The organism is Lactobacillus sp. ESL0259 (assembly GCF_003693045.1).
In the GTDB taxonomy this organism is placed as follows: Bacteria; Bacillota; Bacilli; order Lactobacillales; family Lactobacillaceae; genus Lactobacillus; species Lactobacillus melliventris.
In genome coordinates this window covers 69,568-86,146 of the sequence record NZ_REHP01000005.1, presented here as the reverse complement: position 1 = coordinate 86,146, position 16,579 = coordinate 69,568, and the positions used below count along the sequence as shown (strand labels likewise).

Annotated in this window: 14 protein-coding genes, 1 tRNA gene, 2 pseudogenes and 1 other annotated feature; of the genes and pseudogenes, 3 read left to right on the top strand and 14 right to left on the bottom strand. The window is 33.2% G+C overall.

What is annotated here, in order from left to right; translation table 11 throughout:
• Window positions 1-7 precede the first annotated feature (7 nt).
• The 3 genes from F5ESL0259_RS02680 to F5ESL0259_RS02670 all read left to right on the top strand — a co-directional run bounded on the left by F5ESL0259_RS02680 (window position 8) and on the right by F5ESL0259_RS02670 (window position 2,139).
• Entirely contained in the window at window positions 8-1,201 is a 1,194-nt protein-coding gene (locus tag F5ESL0259_RS02680) for a MalY/PatB family protein (RefSeq protein WP_122037372.1), read from the top strand.
• Window positions 1,202-1,211: 10 nt separating this feature from the next.
• Window positions 1,212-1,700, top strand: a complete 489-nt coding sequence (locus F5ESL0259_RS02675) for a PTS glucose transporter subunit IIA (protein ID WP_122037533.1) — start codon at window positions 1,212-1,214, stop codon at window positions 1,698-1,700.
• A 202-nt stretch (window positions 1,701-1,902) separates the two neighbouring features.
• Window positions 1,903-2,139 carry a DUF2188 domain-containing protein gene (locus F5ESL0259_RS02670; RefSeq protein ID WP_122037371.1) on the top strand — a complete coding sequence of 79 codons (237 nt, stop codon included), beginning with the start codon at window positions 1,903-1,905 and terminating at the stop codon, window positions 2,137-2,139.
• 308 nt (window positions 2,140-2,447) lie between these two features.
• Here the strand turns inward: F5ESL0259_RS02670 and F5ESL0259_RS02665 are convergent.
• The 14 genes and pseudogenes from F5ESL0259_RS02665 to F5ESL0259_RS02605 form a co-directional block, all read right to left on the bottom strand.
• A tRNA-Arg gene (locus F5ESL0259_RS02665) sits at window positions 2,448-2,520 on the bottom strand.
• A gap of 53 nt (window positions 2,521-2,573) precedes the next feature.
• On the bottom strand, window positions 2,574-3,902 hold the full coding sequence (locus F5ESL0259_RS02660; RefSeq protein WP_122037370.1) for a PTS sugar transporter subunit IIC: 1,329 nt from the start codon (window positions 3,900-3,902) through the stop codon (window positions 2,574-2,576).
• 2 nt (window positions 3,903-3,904) lie between these two features.
• On the bottom strand, window positions 3,905-5,134 hold the full coding sequence (locus tag F5ESL0259_RS02655; RefSeq protein ID WP_122037369.1) for a DEAD/DEAH box helicase: 1,230 nt from the start codon (window positions 5,132-5,134) through the stop codon (window positions 3,905-3,907).
• Window positions 5,131-5,838 carry a GH25 family lysozyme gene (locus tag F5ESL0259_RS02650; RefSeq protein WP_122037368.1) on the bottom strand — a complete coding sequence of 236 codons (708 nt, stop codon included), beginning with the start codon at window positions 5,836-5,838 and terminating at the stop codon, window positions 5,131-5,133. The genes F5ESL0259_RS02655 and F5ESL0259_RS02650 overlap by 4 nt, the downstream gene beginning before the upstream one ends.
• A gap of 135 nt (window positions 5,839-5,973) precedes the next feature.
• Complete coding sequence (locus F5ESL0259_RS02645; RefSeq protein WP_122037367.1) at window positions 5,974-6,975, bottom strand: D-2-hydroxyacid dehydrogenase; 1,002 nt, start codon at window positions 6,973-6,975, stop codon at window positions 5,974-5,976.
• 110 nt (window positions 6,976-7,085) lie between these two features.
• A pseudogene (locus F5ESL0259_RS02640) lies at window positions 7,086-7,229 on the bottom strand (pyridoxamine 5'-phosphate oxidase family protein); the annotation flags it as partial.
• Between the two features lie 92 nt (window positions 7,230-7,321).
• Window positions 7,322-8,506, bottom strand: a complete 1,185-nt coding sequence (locus tag F5ESL0259_RS02635) for an amidohydrolase family protein (protein WP_122037366.1) — start codon at window positions 8,504-8,506, stop codon at window positions 7,322-7,324.
• Between the two features lie 48 nt (window positions 8,507-8,554).
• Window positions 8,555-8,794 (bottom strand) — a binding site (T-box leader).
• Window positions 8,795-9,426: 632 nt separating this feature from the next.
• Window positions 9,427-9,570, bottom strand: coding sequence for a hypothetical protein (locus F5ESL0259_RS08950; RefSeq protein WP_158595984.1), 144 nt, complete (start codon window positions 9,568-9,570; stop codon window positions 9,427-9,429).
• A gap of 193 nt (window positions 9,571-9,763) precedes the next feature.
• The gene (locus F5ESL0259_RS02630) at window positions 9,764-10,249 is read right to left on the bottom strand and encodes a prolyl-tRNA synthetase associated domain-containing protein (RefSeq protein ID WP_122037365.1); all 486 of its coding nucleotides are present in this window, start codon (window positions 10,247-10,249) and stop codon (window positions 9,764-9,766) included.
• Between the two features lie 107 nt (window positions 10,250-10,356).
• Window positions 10,357-10,596: pseudogene (locus F5ESL0259_RS02625) on the bottom strand (restriction endonuclease); the annotation flags it as partial.
• 23 nt (window positions 10,597-10,619) lie between these two features.
• Window positions 10,620-12,527 carry an ATP-binding protein gene (locus F5ESL0259_RS02620; protein ID WP_199726684.1) on the bottom strand — a complete coding sequence of 636 codons (1,908 nt, stop codon included), beginning with the start codon at window positions 12,525-12,527 and terminating at the stop codon, window positions 10,620-10,622.
• Window positions 12,528-13,544 carry an SIR2 family protein gene (locus F5ESL0259_RS02615; RefSeq protein WP_199726683.1) on the bottom strand — a complete coding sequence of 339 codons (1,017 nt, stop codon included), beginning with the start codon at window positions 13,542-13,544 and terminating at the stop codon, window positions 12,528-12,530.
• A gap of 421 nt (window positions 13,545-13,965) precedes the next feature.
• Window positions 13,966-15,819 carry a DUF2075 domain-containing protein gene (locus tag F5ESL0259_RS02610; protein ID WP_122037364.1) on the bottom strand — a complete coding sequence of 618 codons (1,854 nt, stop codon included), beginning with the start codon at window positions 15,817-15,819 and terminating at the stop codon, window positions 13,966-13,968.
• A gap of 66 nt (window positions 15,820-15,885) precedes the next feature.
• Entirely contained in the window at window positions 15,886-16,557 is a 672-nt protein-coding gene (locus F5ESL0259_RS02605) for a hypothetical protein (RefSeq protein WP_122037363.1), read from the bottom strand.
• Between the last annotated feature and the right edge of the window lie 22 nt (window positions 16,558-16,579).

Genomic DNA, 16,579 nt, shown 5'->3' with positions numbered 1-16,579 from the left:
GAGAAAAATGGAAAAATATGATTTTGATTCGTTAACAGACAGAACTATTGATAATGCACGAAAATGGGATAATAAAATTGTTCATAGCAAGTTTCCCAAGGTTAGGGATGATTTTATTCCACTTTGGATTGCAGACATGGATTTTAAAGCAGCACCTGAAATTAGAAAATCTTTAGCCAAAGTCGCAAATAATGGGGCTTATGGCTATACCTACTCTACAGAACGCTGGTACCAAAGTGTAATTAATTGGCAACTTAAAAAGCATAATAATCATGTAGAACATGATTGGATTAGCTTAGGCTACGGCACTGTACCGAATATGCATATTATTGTTCAGGCCTTACTCAAACCGACTGATTCCATTTTATTAAACACCCCAGTCTATGGCCCTTTTGCCTACGCTGCAGAACACAATGATAGAAAGGTAATTTGTGTTCCTTTAAAAAACATTAATAACAGATATTACCTTGATTGGGAAAAAATTGAGTATGAAATGAAAGAAAAGCACCCAAAACTAACCTTTTTCTGTAATCCTCATAACCCTTCAGGCAGAGTCTGGAGTAAAGATGAAATTACTCATATGGCACAACTTTGCCAAAAATACAATGTTTTATTAGTTTCAGACGAAGTTCACTCTGAACAAATTATGAAAGGCCCATTTACCAGCTCTTTACAATTAGACAAGCAGTACCTTGATAATCTGGTAATGTTCACATCACCTAATAAAGCATTTAATTTGGGTGGCTTAAAACTTTCATATTCCATAATTCCCAATCCTAAGATCCGTGAGCAATTTCGGCAACAATATGCGCGAAATTCAGTAACATCGCCAAATGTACCGGGTCAAGTGGCTATGGTCACTGCTTATGAAGAGTGTGATGAGTGGTTAAAGCAATGTACCGCTTATATCAAGGAAAATCTTAAAATTACTCAAGAAGCGATTGCCAGTTCTTTTCCTGGCTGGAAAATGATGGATATGGAATCTTCGTACTTACCTTGGGTTGACATTTCCGCAAGTGGAATAGATATGCATACAATTGCGCAAGTAATGGCAGAAAAAGCCGGGGTTGTAGTGGGTATTGGTGATGACTATGTTGCTAATGCAGACAACTTTTTGAGATTAAATTTAGGAACTTCACAAGCTGTTATTGAAGAAGCCATGACAAGAATGGCTGATGTATGGGAAACAATGTATCAGTAAAGGTTTAAAAATGGTAAGTTTATTTAAAAAATTATTTACAAAAAAAATTAATATTCAAGCTCCTGTGACGGGTGAATTAATTCCACTTTCTTCTGTTTCGGATGAAGTCTTTTCAACAAAAATAATGGGTGATGGCTTTGCCATTAAGCCCACTGAGAATAAACTTTATTCCCCTATCAGTGGAACCGTACTTTCTGTCTTTCCCACTAAACATGCAATTACTTTTAGCACTGATGGTGGAATTCAAGTTCTTTTACATTTAGGAATTGATACGGTTGAGCTAAAAGGTGCTCCGTTCAATATCTTAGTGCATGAGGGAGAAAACATATCTGCTGGTGATGAAATAGGAACAATGGATATTGATCAAATAATTAAAGCTGGAAAGTCTACTGAAATAATAATAGTTATTACAGATATGGAAAAACTTAAAGACATAGACAGAACATCTGACACCAATGTCAGTCACGGTGATAAAATAGGTGCTTTAAATTTAAATTGATTTAATATTTAGGTCTTTTAAAAAGTTAAAAAAGCTGATAGTTCAGTCATGTAATTCATGATTTCACTTTATCAGCTTTTTTATGTCCTAATTTTTAGACTAGCAATATGATACTTAATAAATGATATAAATTAAAATGTGTATTCTTTCACATCTACCTTTAATTCGCTGTATAATTATTTTGAAAAGAGGTGAATAAATTATGAGTAAAGAAGAAGTCACTAAAAATGTTTGGGTTACTACTCACGGTGATAAATGGGCTGTCAAAATTGCCGGGAGTGACAAAGCTTCTAAAGTCTTTGAGCGCAAGGCTGATGCTTTAGAATACGCTAAAGATTTGGCTAAAAAAGAAAAAACCGAACTAATTAGTCAAAAAAGAAATGGCCGCATTAATCTAAAAAATTCCTATGGTCATGATAATCCGAACACTCCAGGTTAGCTTTTATTATCATCATTTATCTTAAATCATTTGCATATTTTATCTAGATCTGACATTTTAATTTATCTTTATTTCTCAAACAAGAATATAAATTTTCATATTTACTTAAATAACAAATTTTCAAACTTTAGTCTGATTGTCTTCTTGATAGTCAGACTTTTAAAATGCTGTTGATTACAGTTAATAGTAGCCTCTATTATCGTGATACTATTTTCACTACTTGTGATATAAAAAAATAACTTTGATAAGTCAGTTAACAACTGAGCCCAAAGTTATACAACAAATATCAGTAATCACTGATGTATCTATGACCCCGGTGAGATTCGAACTCACCTCTACGGTTTAGGAGACCATTGTTCTATCCAGATAAACTACAGGGTCGCAACAAATTAACTTTACCAAATTTGAGCGATAAAAGCCAATTTTTTTAGTAATTAATATTGACGAGTAAAATATGGTTGTGGCGTGTTAGAATCAGCGATTTTATCAGCCGCAAAAACAAATGGCGTCCAAATTGCCAAAGCTATTAACATGTTAATAATAGAAAGAACAATTGCACGCCAATCATAATTGCACGCTAAAAATGGCCCAATAATTGGTGGCACAACTGTCGGTACCGCCACTTGCACCGGGTTGACTAAGTTCATCATACTTACACCGTAGGCAAAAGCTACGTTAACTAGAGGTGCAACCACAAATGGGATAAAGTACACAGGATTGAGCACCACGGGTAACCCAAAAATAATTGGTTCATTGATATTAAAAATTCCTGGAGCCAGCGCAACTTTGGCAATCGTGCGATAATCACTGCGTTTTGAAAAAAGCAGAATAGCTACAATCAACATTAATGTACCACCTGCTCCACCGAACCAGGCAAAAGCATCGAATGAACCCCGAACCCAAATAAAAGGCGCTTCTGTTCCTGCGCGAGCAGCGGTAACATTGACATTTTGTGCAGTCAGCCAGATTGAGTCTAAAATCGGTGCCCAAACGCTTAGGCCATTAAAACCAAAAAAGCTGAAAATTTGCACTAACAAGGTCACAAGCATTACTATGCCAAAGCCTTGGCCTAATTTTACCAGTGGAGTTTGAATTGAATTAAGGAGCCAATTGCCAAAGAAAGTGCCCGTAATTGTCTGAAAAACAAAGTTAATCATACCAACACAGAAAATGGCAATGATAGCAGGAACAAGTGAATCAAAAGCCATTTGTTCCGCATAAGGCAAATTGGCTGACAGGTGAAGCTTGATGCGCGCTCTAAAGCAAATTGCAAAAATTGTTACGCCAATTGTTCCAAATAAAATGGCGGTAAAAATTCCCGTAGTTGAAAATTGAGAGATATTAAAAGCTTTGCGAACGGGGATAATTTTGCCGTTAACTTTAAGTTTGGTTAAATTGGCGATGCTCATTGCTAAAGATGATAATGAAACAATTGCTCCAGCAACCGGATCAACTTCCATGCTTTTAGCTAAATGATAACCTAAAGACATTGACAAAAAGAGCGCAAATAAGGCAAATGTCCCCCGCCAGACAACGTTGCAAACTAAAGAAAGAGGCTGCATTGCCCAGGCAAAAGCTTTCCAGCCTAATTCGGTTTTGGCAGCAGCAATCAAGCTCTTAATCAGGACGGCCACTGAACCAGCAATAGTGATCGGCATTACGGAAACAAATGCATCCCTTAATGCTACCAGCCAATGAGTTTGCCCTAATTTATTTGCTAAAGGCAAAATATAGTCTTCCAGCCAAGCAACTAATCGACTCATTTTTACTCCTTTCTTTTTAAATAATGAGGATGATACCCCTTATTTTTATTTTTACGCTTTTTATGTTTTTCTTTTGCAGCAACATGCTGCTTTTGTTCATTTATGTCCTCTTTTTTATTTTCCTTTTTACGTGGCATTTTGGTAGACAAATGAAAGCCGGCAAAATATACCCGCTCAATTTTAACACTCCGAGCGAGTAACTTCTTCAGATCGCGAAAATCGTGGTCGTCACCTATGCTTACAACAAATCCCTTTGCGCCCATGCGGCCAGTTCGACCAGCACGATGCATATATGTGTTAAATTCACTAGGAATATCGTAATTTACCACATAAGTAACACCAGGAATATCTAAACCACGAGCCGCTAAATCCGTTGCTAACAGTAACTTGATTTTTCCGATTTTAAAATCATTCAGAGTTGCTGCTCTGTTTTGCTTGCCAAAATCATTAGCCAAGATACCAAATTTAGTTTTAGTGTGTGCTAAAATGCCTGCAAAGCGCATCATAGTTTGGTTGGAATCAAAAAACAAAATTCCTTTAAAACCATCAAGACGCATTAAGCGCTGAATAAAATCAATTTTATGGGCATTATCTATTTGTAAAAAATAATTTGCTACAGTTGATTTCTGCTCCGGTCTGACATCAATTGTAATAAACTTACGGGCAAAAATATCTTCTGCTTGCTTGGTTATTTCAGATTCTGTAGCCCCAAAAAGCAAGATTTGCGCATCTGCGGCCAAGTTTTGTCCTAAAGAACTTAATAATTCCATTTTATTAAACTCTAAAACATCGTCAGCTTCGTCGATAATTAAAGTTTTTATCTGATTAACTTTAATACGATTAGCCGAAAAGAAATCGAAAAAACGTCCTGGTGTGGCAACTACTACTTCAGGATGTTTTTTCTTCAAGTTGTCTTCCTGCCGCTTGCGATTACCAGCACCTACAAGCGTTATGCCCGTTAAATCAAGGGCATTAATAAATGGGTTAATAGCGTGGCGAATTTGTACCGCCAGCTCTGTTGTGGGAGCAATAATCACTAAACTATTGGGTTTGCCTTTTTCCAGCTTTTCTAATGCTGGCAATGCATAAGCCAAGGTCTTTCCCGTACCCGTCTTAGCAAGAGCTATACAACTTGCACCATTTAAAATAGGGGTGCGTGTTTCTTGCTGAATCAAAGTTGGTTCAGTCATTTTTAATCTGGTTAAAACTGCTTGAATTTCTTTTTTCATTATTGTGTTAACTGTCCGTATTTTTCTTTATATTGGGTAACCGTGCCATTGTATGTTAACATAACTACCCCATCTTCTAAGTTCTTAACTGATTTTACCCGTCCGTCATTGGTATAGCGCCAAAAAGCATACTGCATTTTATCTGGTGCTTTTCTGCCACCAGTAATAAATTGCACATCATGCGGAAAATACTTTTTGTACTTTACAGCAACATCTACTATGACCCGTTTATTCAATCTTAAAAGCATATCGGTAAATTGCGCCATTTGTTTGATATAAGCGATATCATAGTCATCAATTGCAGGTTTAATCCAGATCGGCAAACTACCGGTATCAGTGCCTACTTTTTTCAAAAAATATTGGTAATGTTGCATGGGTGTAGATTCATTACTGTAGGCAATCACTGTCCCAAAAGCTAATTTTGTTCCTAATACTTGATCCCGATATAATAAATAATCATCGTCAAAGTATGACCGCCCCTGTGTGCTTCGCAAATAGACAAATGAAATGCCGTTGGCTTGCAACTCATGTAAATCAATATAGCCATAATCCTGATTTAATTCCACACCGATCGCACTCGCATTACCATTTGGCGGCAAAGTAGTTTGATTGCGCATATTCGCTATACCCGTGAGAAGAAGGACGATTGCAACGATGAGCAAAATTAAAATCGCGGGTAACGTAAACTTATGATGAAACCTTTTCATCTTTTTCTCCGATAATTTTTCTACACCTGTACATTATAGCAATTTTTTTGCTATACTTGCCAACTACAATCTTAACAATAAAAAAGTGACCGGCTTTACGGTCGGTCAACTTTTAAACTAAAAATAAACTATGAGCTATTCTTCAACTAAGTAAACTGGTTTTTGACCATTTAATACACGTTTAACGTCTGTCATACTGTGTTCAATCATGTTTTTGACGGATGTCTTCGTGTAGTACGCGGAGTGAGGCGTAAAGACTACGTTAGGCATTTTAGCTAATTCCTGGTACTCAACTGGCAATTCGGAAATATCCTTAAATTTTTTCATAACAATTGCTTCTTCACCAGTCATAACATCCAATGAAGCACCAGCAATTTCTTTATTCTTGAGCGCTGCAATCAAATCCTGTGTGTTAACCAGAGGACCTCTAGCCGCATTAATCAAATATGCAGTATTCTTCATTTCTTTAAACTGCTCGGCACTAATCATATCTGCCATTGAAGGTTCTAAAGGCGTGTGCAGGGTCAAGATATCAGCATTTTTAACCACAGTATCAAAATCGGTATACTCTAAAAATGCCTCATTAGCAGGATTTTCAACCAAGTCGTAGCCAATCACTTTAGCGCCCAAGGCATGAAACATTTCTGCCACACAAGACCCGATGCGTCCAACTCCAATAATACCCACTGTCTGGTTATAGATCTCGTCACTCATTAAGTTCTCTTCACGAACAAAGTTAAGGTGTTCCTTTTCATTGTTTAAAATAGGACCCCATTTTCTTAACAAGTACATTGCAGAAGTCAAAGTATTTTCAGCCACTGCACGGGGAGAATAAGCTGGTGTATTAGTAACGATCATATGATATTTATGAACAAAGTCAAAATTGATAATATTATAACCCACAGACCTTAAGGCAATCTGTTTGATACCATAAGAGCTCAATTTACGATAGACCTCTTCCTCATCTATGTCAAAGACCTGCAAAACGCTGACAACATCATAACCTTGCGCCATCTCCACAGTCTTAGCATCAAGCTTGTCCTCAGTTGTTACTAAATCATCTTCCGGATGATTTTGGTTCCACTTATCTACATAGACCTTCTGCTCCGGGGTCATATTGTAAAGTAAAGCTTTCATTATTAATCCTCCTTTTGGATAAAAAATTATATTTCTTATTGTATCTAAAATTAGGATAAAATTAAAGATAAATTTAAAAAAGAGCAATTAATAATTTTTATTTAAAAATAAGCTGGAATATATAGCCTGTACTTTTTCCTGTCGATTTTAACATAGGACATCCAACTGTTCACTACGCTGGCAGGTTTTGCATTAATAGTAACAATGGTGACAGGTCCCTCATAATTCATGACGTCTAAAAATTTTTGATTCATTTTTCTGCTCCAAAAATAAAAAGAAGCAGCTTTTTCAGTAGCTTCTTTTATTGTAGAACATTTGTTCAGAATTAAAAATAATTTGCTGATGTTTAGTAAGCTCTCTTACCCTTTTTATAAACTGCCTTATCTTTTTGCACAACCGCACTGATTTTCTCTAGCGGATTTTCATCAAGTACCAAAAAGTCAGCGTATTTGCCTTCTTCTAAAGAACCATATTCTTTATCTATTTTTAGTAGTTTGGCGGAATTATAGCTGGTTTCCAAAGCTTCAAAATTAGTAAAGCCTTGTTCTACTAGTAAGGGCAATTCTTCAGGAGTCATCGTAAAGTCATTAAATGGAGTGCCCGCATCAGTGCCCAAAGTAATTTTGACACCAGCATTTTTGGCCTTAGTAATGTTGCCGCGCAAATCTTTCCAAGCAGCCGCAATTTTATTCATTTCCCAGTCTGGGATTTTACCTGGAGCATATTCGATGAATGCCCAAGCTCCAACAATTGTTGGGGTTAGGTATGTTCCTTTTTCAATCATCAGTTTAATTTCTTCGTCATTAACGTAAAAGCCGTGTTCAATACTGTCAACGCCGGCCTTGATCGCATTCAAAATTCCTGGGTTGCCTTCAGCGTGTGCGGCCACAGTTAAACCCTTGTGGTGAGCTTCTTCCACTGCAACATGCATTTCAGCTTCACTTAATTGAGGATCATCAAGAGAATCGTTTTCCGTCATTACGCCACCTGTGGCCATCACTTTAATTGCTTTGGCACCAGCTTTAATTCCTTGGCGCACAGCTTTACGCATTTCATCTGGTGAATCGACCAGCACACCAAAATTAGGCAAATCACCGTGACCACCAGTCATAGAAAACGGGTGACCTGCAGGCACGATTTCTGGGACTTTGGTTAACTTATTTTTCTTAATTAAATTATTAAGGGCAATATCGATATTATAAGTGCTGCCACATTCACGAATATAGGTAACACCAGATTTTAATAAATCATGCAAATGTTTTACTGCACGAACCGTAGAAGATACCACATCAGATTCACTACCACCATCGGGGGTCAAAGGATCCATAATAATATGTGTATGGCAATTGATTAGACCAGGAATCACATATTTATTGTGTAAATCGACGGTCTGATCAACTTCAGGTGCTATACCCTCACCTATTTTGGTAATCTTGCCGCTTTCATCATCAACTACCAACGTGGTATTAGATTGAATTTTATCATCAATTCCGTTAAATAAATTAACGTTAGTATAAGCAGTTTTAGTCATCTAAAAACCTCCATATTTTTGTATAAAAAAAGCACTCATCCTTTTCTACTTAAGGACGAGTGCTCGCGTTACCACCTTTTATTCATTTATTACTCACGTAATAAACCTCATTAACTATCAAACAATAGCTTGCAAAAATAACGGAAGCAACTCCGCTATTGGCTGATTATCACCAATAGACATCAATTAGAAGCCCATGTTCACTACATATCGCTAGCTGACTTTCACCCAAATATCAGCTCTCTTTATTAGTAATAAAATAGTTACTCTGCTTTGCAAGATGTTTGCTATTTAATTGACTTTTAATCTATCATTTTTTCTTAATTATGTCAACTCCATAAAAGAAAAATAAAGATTAGGCAGTACTCTTCGGGGGGTATAGCATAAATAACTTTACTAAAAAGCAGTAAAAATTATTCGCTAAAACGACTTTTCGTTTTAGTCATGCTTTACTGATGCTTTTAAAATCATAGTCTCGTTTAACATGATGATATTGCTTTTATTTAGTTTATTGCTAAGTAATTAATAACTCCTTTACTGCTCGCACCTCCAAATACGATTTTAAAATTAGTTATTAATACTCCTATTTTGATGTTCAGTCAGAATGCTAATAATTAATCTATCCCTACTCATATGCGTTTTTTATAAAATTAGTTCCTAACCAGCTTTTCCCGAGTGATTAACTAACAATCCTTTTTCCTGAAAGGGGATAAAATATAGCCTCAACTTTTTGCTACAATCAATTGCTATTTTATTTCAACGGTGATGAGATATTAGCAGATTTATCTATAAATGACTTAAAATCTATATTAAAAATCATTGACTAAATAAATATCTTTTATTCCAACTTAAACAACAATTTTTGAGAATTTAGGTTTATACACAAGAAAGAAAGATACTATAAATAATACAAGATAAAGTTACATATTTTGAATCATTATCACAGTTAAACGTATAACTACTTTTTTAACATCAGCTTTGTTACCATCATTAGCTGCGTTCAGGTCTTTAATTCTTTGTGCATTTAAAGCAATATCATAGTCCTGATCAGAGATTAACGGCAACGAAAAAGATTTTACAATGAAAGAGTAAATAATTTAACCAATTAAATTCACAAATAAAAATATTTACCTTTTGTTAATAATTTAATGGTATTTATTTAATAAATATATACAAACAAATAACTCGTATGTCTTTAATATAAAAAAGACGCAAATTGCTAATTTGCGTCTTAATATTCAGCAGTTATTGGTTGGGCTACATTTTCACTACTTTGACTGGATTGCCCAAGTCCTTTATGACTTTAAGCAAAACTTGCGGATCTAGCCAAATAGTAGCTGTATTATCGTTGGGATGAATAGCGATTCTAGGCTGGTCACTAAAATATGAATCTAAGTAAAAGGGGATTTCGTGGTGAGAGTCATTTAACAACCCCAAAGGTGTGAAAGAACCTGGTTCTAAACCTAATTTTTCTTTTAGGTCTTGCGGTGAGGCAAAACTAAGTCTGCGAGTGCCATTTTCCTCACGAAATTGCTGTAAGTTGACTCTTTTATCGCCCTTAAACGTCAAAAGATAGTAGTTACGTTTCTTGTCATCCCTCACAAACAGATTTTTTGCATCTGCTTCAGGGTGTGGCAGAGCAATTTTTTCCATTTCTGCCATATTGTAGACAGCTTGGTGTTCTACTATTTCATACTTAATTTCGAGTTGATCAAGGTAATGTAATGTTTCGCTTTTGTTCATTTGGTGTTATTTTCTTAAAAGATGCTATTTTGAATCTTACTTCATAACTTACCAGTAGAAAGTACTTTAAAGATTAATAACCAGCACTTAGTCTCTGCTAAAACAATTTAATCTTTATCAGTATAAAATGATTTTAACTTATAGGTAGTCACCGGTTCAACGTAATAATTGTACTTTGCCACCAAATCACAGATTTCGTCACCATTAATAAGCGTAATAATTCTTGTACCCTGACGTGCCGTCTTAATTGCACCGCGAGTAAAATCAGAATTCGTAATAAAAATACCAAATTCCGCGTTGTATTTATCCATTGCGCTGCGAAACTTATCTATTTCAGGAGCGATAACATTAAATTACTATTATTTTAGCCTTAATTTTCCCACAATTTTGTAAGCTCAACATCGTCGCTTTTAGGTCTAATTGATTCTTCTTTATCCACTTTTAAAAGCATGGGTATTTTTATTGCATTACCAGTTACTAGTGCTTCACCTTTTCCAAGAGTGGGTAGCATTTTATATGAATTTTTATCTAACGTTGGAACAGTCCGACTTAGCATATCAAGATCATTATCATTTACCAATCTATGTATAAAAAAGTTATGAATTTGAGACATAATAGTAGGAGATATGTCAGCGGGTCTTTGACTTGCTAGTGTCAAATAAAAGCCGAACTTCCTTCCTTCTTTTATGATTTCTTCGAATACGGATAGTCTATAATCTTGCCAATTGTCACCATTTTTTATATGTTCAGAATTAAGAATGTTATGAGCTTCATCTATAATTAGATGACAAGTAAAATCAATAGATTTTATTTTACTTATCCTTTTCTTCTGTGTATCATAAAGCATTTTTGAAACCATCATTGGAATTAAACGTTTAATTTCTTGATTTGTATTTACTAAAGAAATTATATTTAAACACTTAAACTCCTTCTCAACTTCAATATCACTATTTACTAGTTCGATCAGCGGCTCTAGACTATTCAAAGTTTGTTCAATTCTTGAAAAAAGAGGATTAATATATTCTGAATTTGTTGATTTCCAAGCAGTTTTATAAACTTTTTCAAATTTTAAAAAGTAACTTAATTTTTCAAAATCAGATTTATTTTCATAACATGATTCCAATAATGTCTTTAATTTTTTTATCTTGCATTTTCCATTATCAGTTAGTTGACCTTGAAACAATATATCGTTTGATTGCTGAATGGATGAATTAATTAGTTGCTCACTCATTCCTCCTTCAAATATTCTAGAATTACCATACGCATTGTATTGCTTAGCGTTAGCTAACGTATCAAGAATAGGCAAGTCAACCCCCATATCTTTCGCTATACTTACCCATTCTTCAATTGATATTAATTCAACTCTTTTATAGTCCTTAAGTAACGAGACTAGTAAACCAACTTCTAAATCAGCAAAATTTTGGCTATCAGTGTAAACTACTTTATTTGCATGATTTTTCTTTGGCATGCTTAATTCTTTAAATTTTTTTATAGCAGTCTTTAAGAATGGTACTTGAGTTGCTTTTCTTGCACTAAATAATAAAGATAAGAATTCGGGATCTAAAAAATATTCTTTAGTTATAGGAATTTTTTCTTTTTTTCCTCGTGTACTAATTCTAAAAACTCGTTTTTGCTCTTTTTCTACCCCAAACTGTTTATCTTGCGTATACTCTCCGTTAAAATCAATTACAACAAACCTAGACTTTTTAAAAATTTTTTCGCTATACTTAGATTTAAATAACTCTAGGTAAAGCTTATGTAAAGTATTTGATTTTCCACTTCCAGTATTACCGAAAATGCCTATATGAGAAGCAAAAAATTCATTAATTGGTAGATTTATTTCTTGTCCCTCTCTAATTGATTTCCCAATACTTATTGTAGATCCTATATCATCAACATCATAAATTGCTTTCAAATCTTCCTTAGTTGTAATCACAACCTTGTTTCCAACCATTGGAACATATTGACTCGTAAGCTGAAATTTGTTTTCATCAATTACCCCTTGCGTTTTTAACATCAAAATTCTATTTATTGAATTTTTCCTATATCTATTATCAAACTGTTCACTATTAACTGTATTTTGTTGATCCTGGATTTTTTCTGAAATAACAGTGGAAACAATTCTAACATTGTTTTGTTCAATGGTAAGAAAGGCACCTATTTTAGGTCCATTTAACAAACTTCCATCCCAAAGAAAAGTAGAATCATTAGACATATTATACATACCTACTGTAGCTATATCCCCATCAACAGCTACAATTACTCCTAATGCTTCCATTTATAATTTCCCTTTCAAGGCTAATGTTAGATCCTTCAGTTCCAACTTATCCTTATTTTTAAATTGACTCGGCTTAATAAATTTAAAATTTTGCGGAATTTCTCGATATTCATAACCTAAATTTTTCTTTATATTTTGTTCATCTTTATCTTCCCAACAAAAGCATTCAATAAGTAAACTTCTGTTTCTTAATGCTCTTCGAATCATTCTGGCAATATGATCATCTTGAAAAGAAAATCCCAAAATAAATAAAACGGACTCAGGTTTGTCTAGTTCCAGCTGGAAAACTCGCAACATATCGTGAAAGTGATTATCCATAAAAGTATCCCTACCTTCATATCCAGTTGGAGGTACTACCATGGGACTTTTGACAACTTTATTTCTAATTTTTACTTTTGCATCCTCACCTTCTCCAACTTTTTCCCAATTTACAGAGCCATGCGGCTTAATTAAAGTTAATGATGGTAGTTCATCAATATAATTATTATTTAATCCCTCATAAGAAACTGTTCTATTGAAATTTGAACTATCCAAAAATCTATTAAAATAGCCCCTAGCACCATCATTAAAAACCAATGAAACTTCTTCTTTTAATACCTCGTCAACAGCTTCTTCGATAAAAAGATCATAATTTGTAGTAAAAATGTTTGCTTCTCGAGGTGTTTCTCTAGAATTTGAAAAATTTAATATTACAGAAATACTTCTAATAAAAGCTTTAAACTCACCTAGTTTCTTTTTTTGGGTATCATCGAGAGTTTCATTGGGAGTTTCATTTAATAAACATTTACTAACTTTTTTTATTTGCTTAATCAACTTTTCGTTTTTTGCAATTTTTTCTTTTTCCTCATAACTTAGATATCTACCTGATACCTGCAAATTTTTTATTTCTTTTGTGGTCGGTTTTTTTATTTGTGACATCAAACTGATTGCCGGAGAGGAAGCTCCAGAACCAATTAAAAAGTTTAATCTTTTTGTGATAGCAAGTTTTCTTAAATTTTCACTTAAATTATTTTCCATATTTTTTCCTACTCAAATGCTTATCTTTATTTAAACCAACTATACTAATAGTATCCTATCGAAAATAAATATAGTCAAGGTTAGATTTTAAGTTAACTTTTAAGCATAATCTTAAGAGAAGTAATCAACGAAATAACTTCGAAGTATTCCAACGGATACATAGAGGTCTATAATCGCAAAATTAAATAAATGAAGCGAATAACTTTTGTCTACGTCAATTTCCATAATTTACTAACCAGGATAAGAATGTCATAAAGCAAGTTAAAATGAAAAGAACTAAGCAGTTTATTAGCTACTTAGTTCTTTTGTTTGATGTTCAGTACAGACTTATATTTTTTTATTTATCTAACTTATCGTAAAAAAATATTAACTTGGGTTAACTCATAGGTTAGAGCTTTTTAATGACTAATTATGAGTTAAATTAAGATTTATTCTTTGCTGCTTCTTTTAATGCATCTTGTAATTCTTGATCAACAGCATAAATGTAGAGACCATGAACTCCTCTAGTCATTAGAACGTTAAACTCATTTTTTAATAATTCTTTTGCGTAGCTTTTCTTAGAATTTCTCTTATTTATTGCTTTTCTATTTTCACTACCTTGATAATCATGAATTATCTTACCATTGCGATATTTCACAGATGGACCTAAAACTACTCCAACATAGTTAAGATCAAATCCCTGAACTGTGTATAGAGATCCTATTTCATTAATAGTGTAGTCTTTTTCAGCCCAAGGCAAATCGCAATACTTTACCGTTCTTAAACGAGATTTATTTAGATTATTTTCCTTATCTTTATATCTGATTCTTTTTTCTATATGGTCTCTTCTATTAATTTCGTAATTCCAAGGCATGCTCCAATTACCAGTCCTAACTTCCCAATACCTTTGTCCCTCTGGTAATTTTTCCTTACCGCCGGAATATTTCCAATCAAAAGTGGCAACCATGCGACTTATGCCATGAACTTGGGATTGATTTTTTTGTTCAATCGCGTTTTGCATTAACATTGGAGAATCAAATATTTTTATTTCATATTTTCTATCTGTTGGGATTGGCTCTATTGTTCCTTCGTCAATTAGCCTGTGAATCCATTCAATAGTCTGATCATTAGCATCAATTCTTAATTGGTCTTTTAAGTGTGTAGTTTCACCACCTGTTTTTTCAACTAAAGTTTCTAAATATCTATTATCAATTATTGAGTCAATTGATAAAACTTGTTGTGGATCAAAAACAGCTACTACAACTCTTGCTCTTTTCAAAATGTCATCAATCATTTTGTCACCATGCCCATAATATGCTTGACTTTTTTGAGTTAATAACAAATGCGCTTCATCAATAATAACAATATCATCTTTATTACTCTTGGTTGTTTTTCTAATAAAAGTTGATGGCTTTAATACTTTAATATCCGAATCATTTGGAAAAAGTTTAGCTGCAATTTCCTCATAAACTTTTAACTGTTCATTTTGGTTTACTAATAACGTTATCTTTAAGTGGTGATTATGATTTGTCTTTTTCTTAACTGAAGAGTCATTTAATCTATCTTCATGAATCAAATCATAAAAAATATTGCTCACCAAAACAGTTTTCCCAGTTCCAGCTTTACCTTCAACCAAAATCAATTTAGCTTCATTAAGATTAGTAGTTGATCTTAGAGCTTGATCTATTTTAAAAATCACTTCCGTTTTAACTTTAAGTTGTTCATTTGTAAGTTTATTAAATGGAGAAGATTTAAAAATAGCCTTTGTTTTTAAGTCTTCAGCATCTGGAAATAGATTCTCGTCTTTTTTATGCAACTCCGACCATATCCTTTTAAATAGGTCATCAAATTCTTCAGAATCATAATATTTATTCTGTTCATTAAAACGGCGATTATTTAGTCTTGAAACAGCTGAAACACTGCTTAGATACTGCATAAGCCTATTTTCAATATCCAATGTCATAGATTTATTAAAATGCTCTTGTCCTATGACATACATTTTTGCATTGGTTGAATGTTTAAAATCTGCAAAGTCGACTCTAACTTTAGGATCTTCACCTAGATGTTCAATCGTTCTTCTTTGGATATCATTAGTTTCACCAACATAAACTGAATATTCCTTGTTTCCCGAAATTTTTGAATTAATAATGTAGACAGTTGGATATTCGATTAGTAATTTTTCTGCAAATTTATTATTTTTATATTCATCATGAATTTTATTTTCAAGTTCATTAGCACTTTTGACATCGTATTTTGTGTCAAAAATTATGGGGTCTTTAATTAAATCTTCTTCCAAAACTATTCTCCTAAATAACAAATTTTAATAACATGGTTTAATTATAAATTTTATGAACGGTTATTTTTAAAATTTTATCTCAAAAATATCTTTTTCTAAGGAATTGAAATGTACTAAATTACTTTTTCCAATATCATTCTTAACAAATCGATATTCATGTTGATATTTATATTTATTAGTTTTGTAAAACATAAGGTGGTTCGTCGAAACTTTATTTATTTCATAATATTTAGGATCATAATAAATGACTGATCCATGTTCTAATTGGTATTCATTACTCTCTCTAATTAAACCTTTTACATTTTTAACGACAAATAGTTTCCTATCACCATCTTTTAATTTTTGAATATCTTCTATAACTTCAGGTTTAATTCGATATGTATTCTCAATATCTTTGTCTTTTTCTAAATCTCTAAAATAAACTGCAAAGAAACTACAAATTCCACAGTTATCCTTATCAATGGAACTCATTTCAAGATCCAAAGAAATTTTAGTAATGTCTTCTGGGTTTACCATGTGTTTAGCTATAGTTAGAGACTTTATATCATTCATCTCCCTATGAAATTTACTTTCATTTTTATCGCCAGTTTTATTATTATTTTCTACATTCTCTAAATCAATAAAATACTGTAATTTTGTAAAATATAAATTACCGTTTTTAAAATCATTGATATATTTCGGCTTGTTTTTAATGTATTTTAGAAGAAATACTATTGTATCTGCTTTATTTTTCGTCATCAATATTTCCATATTTCCCATT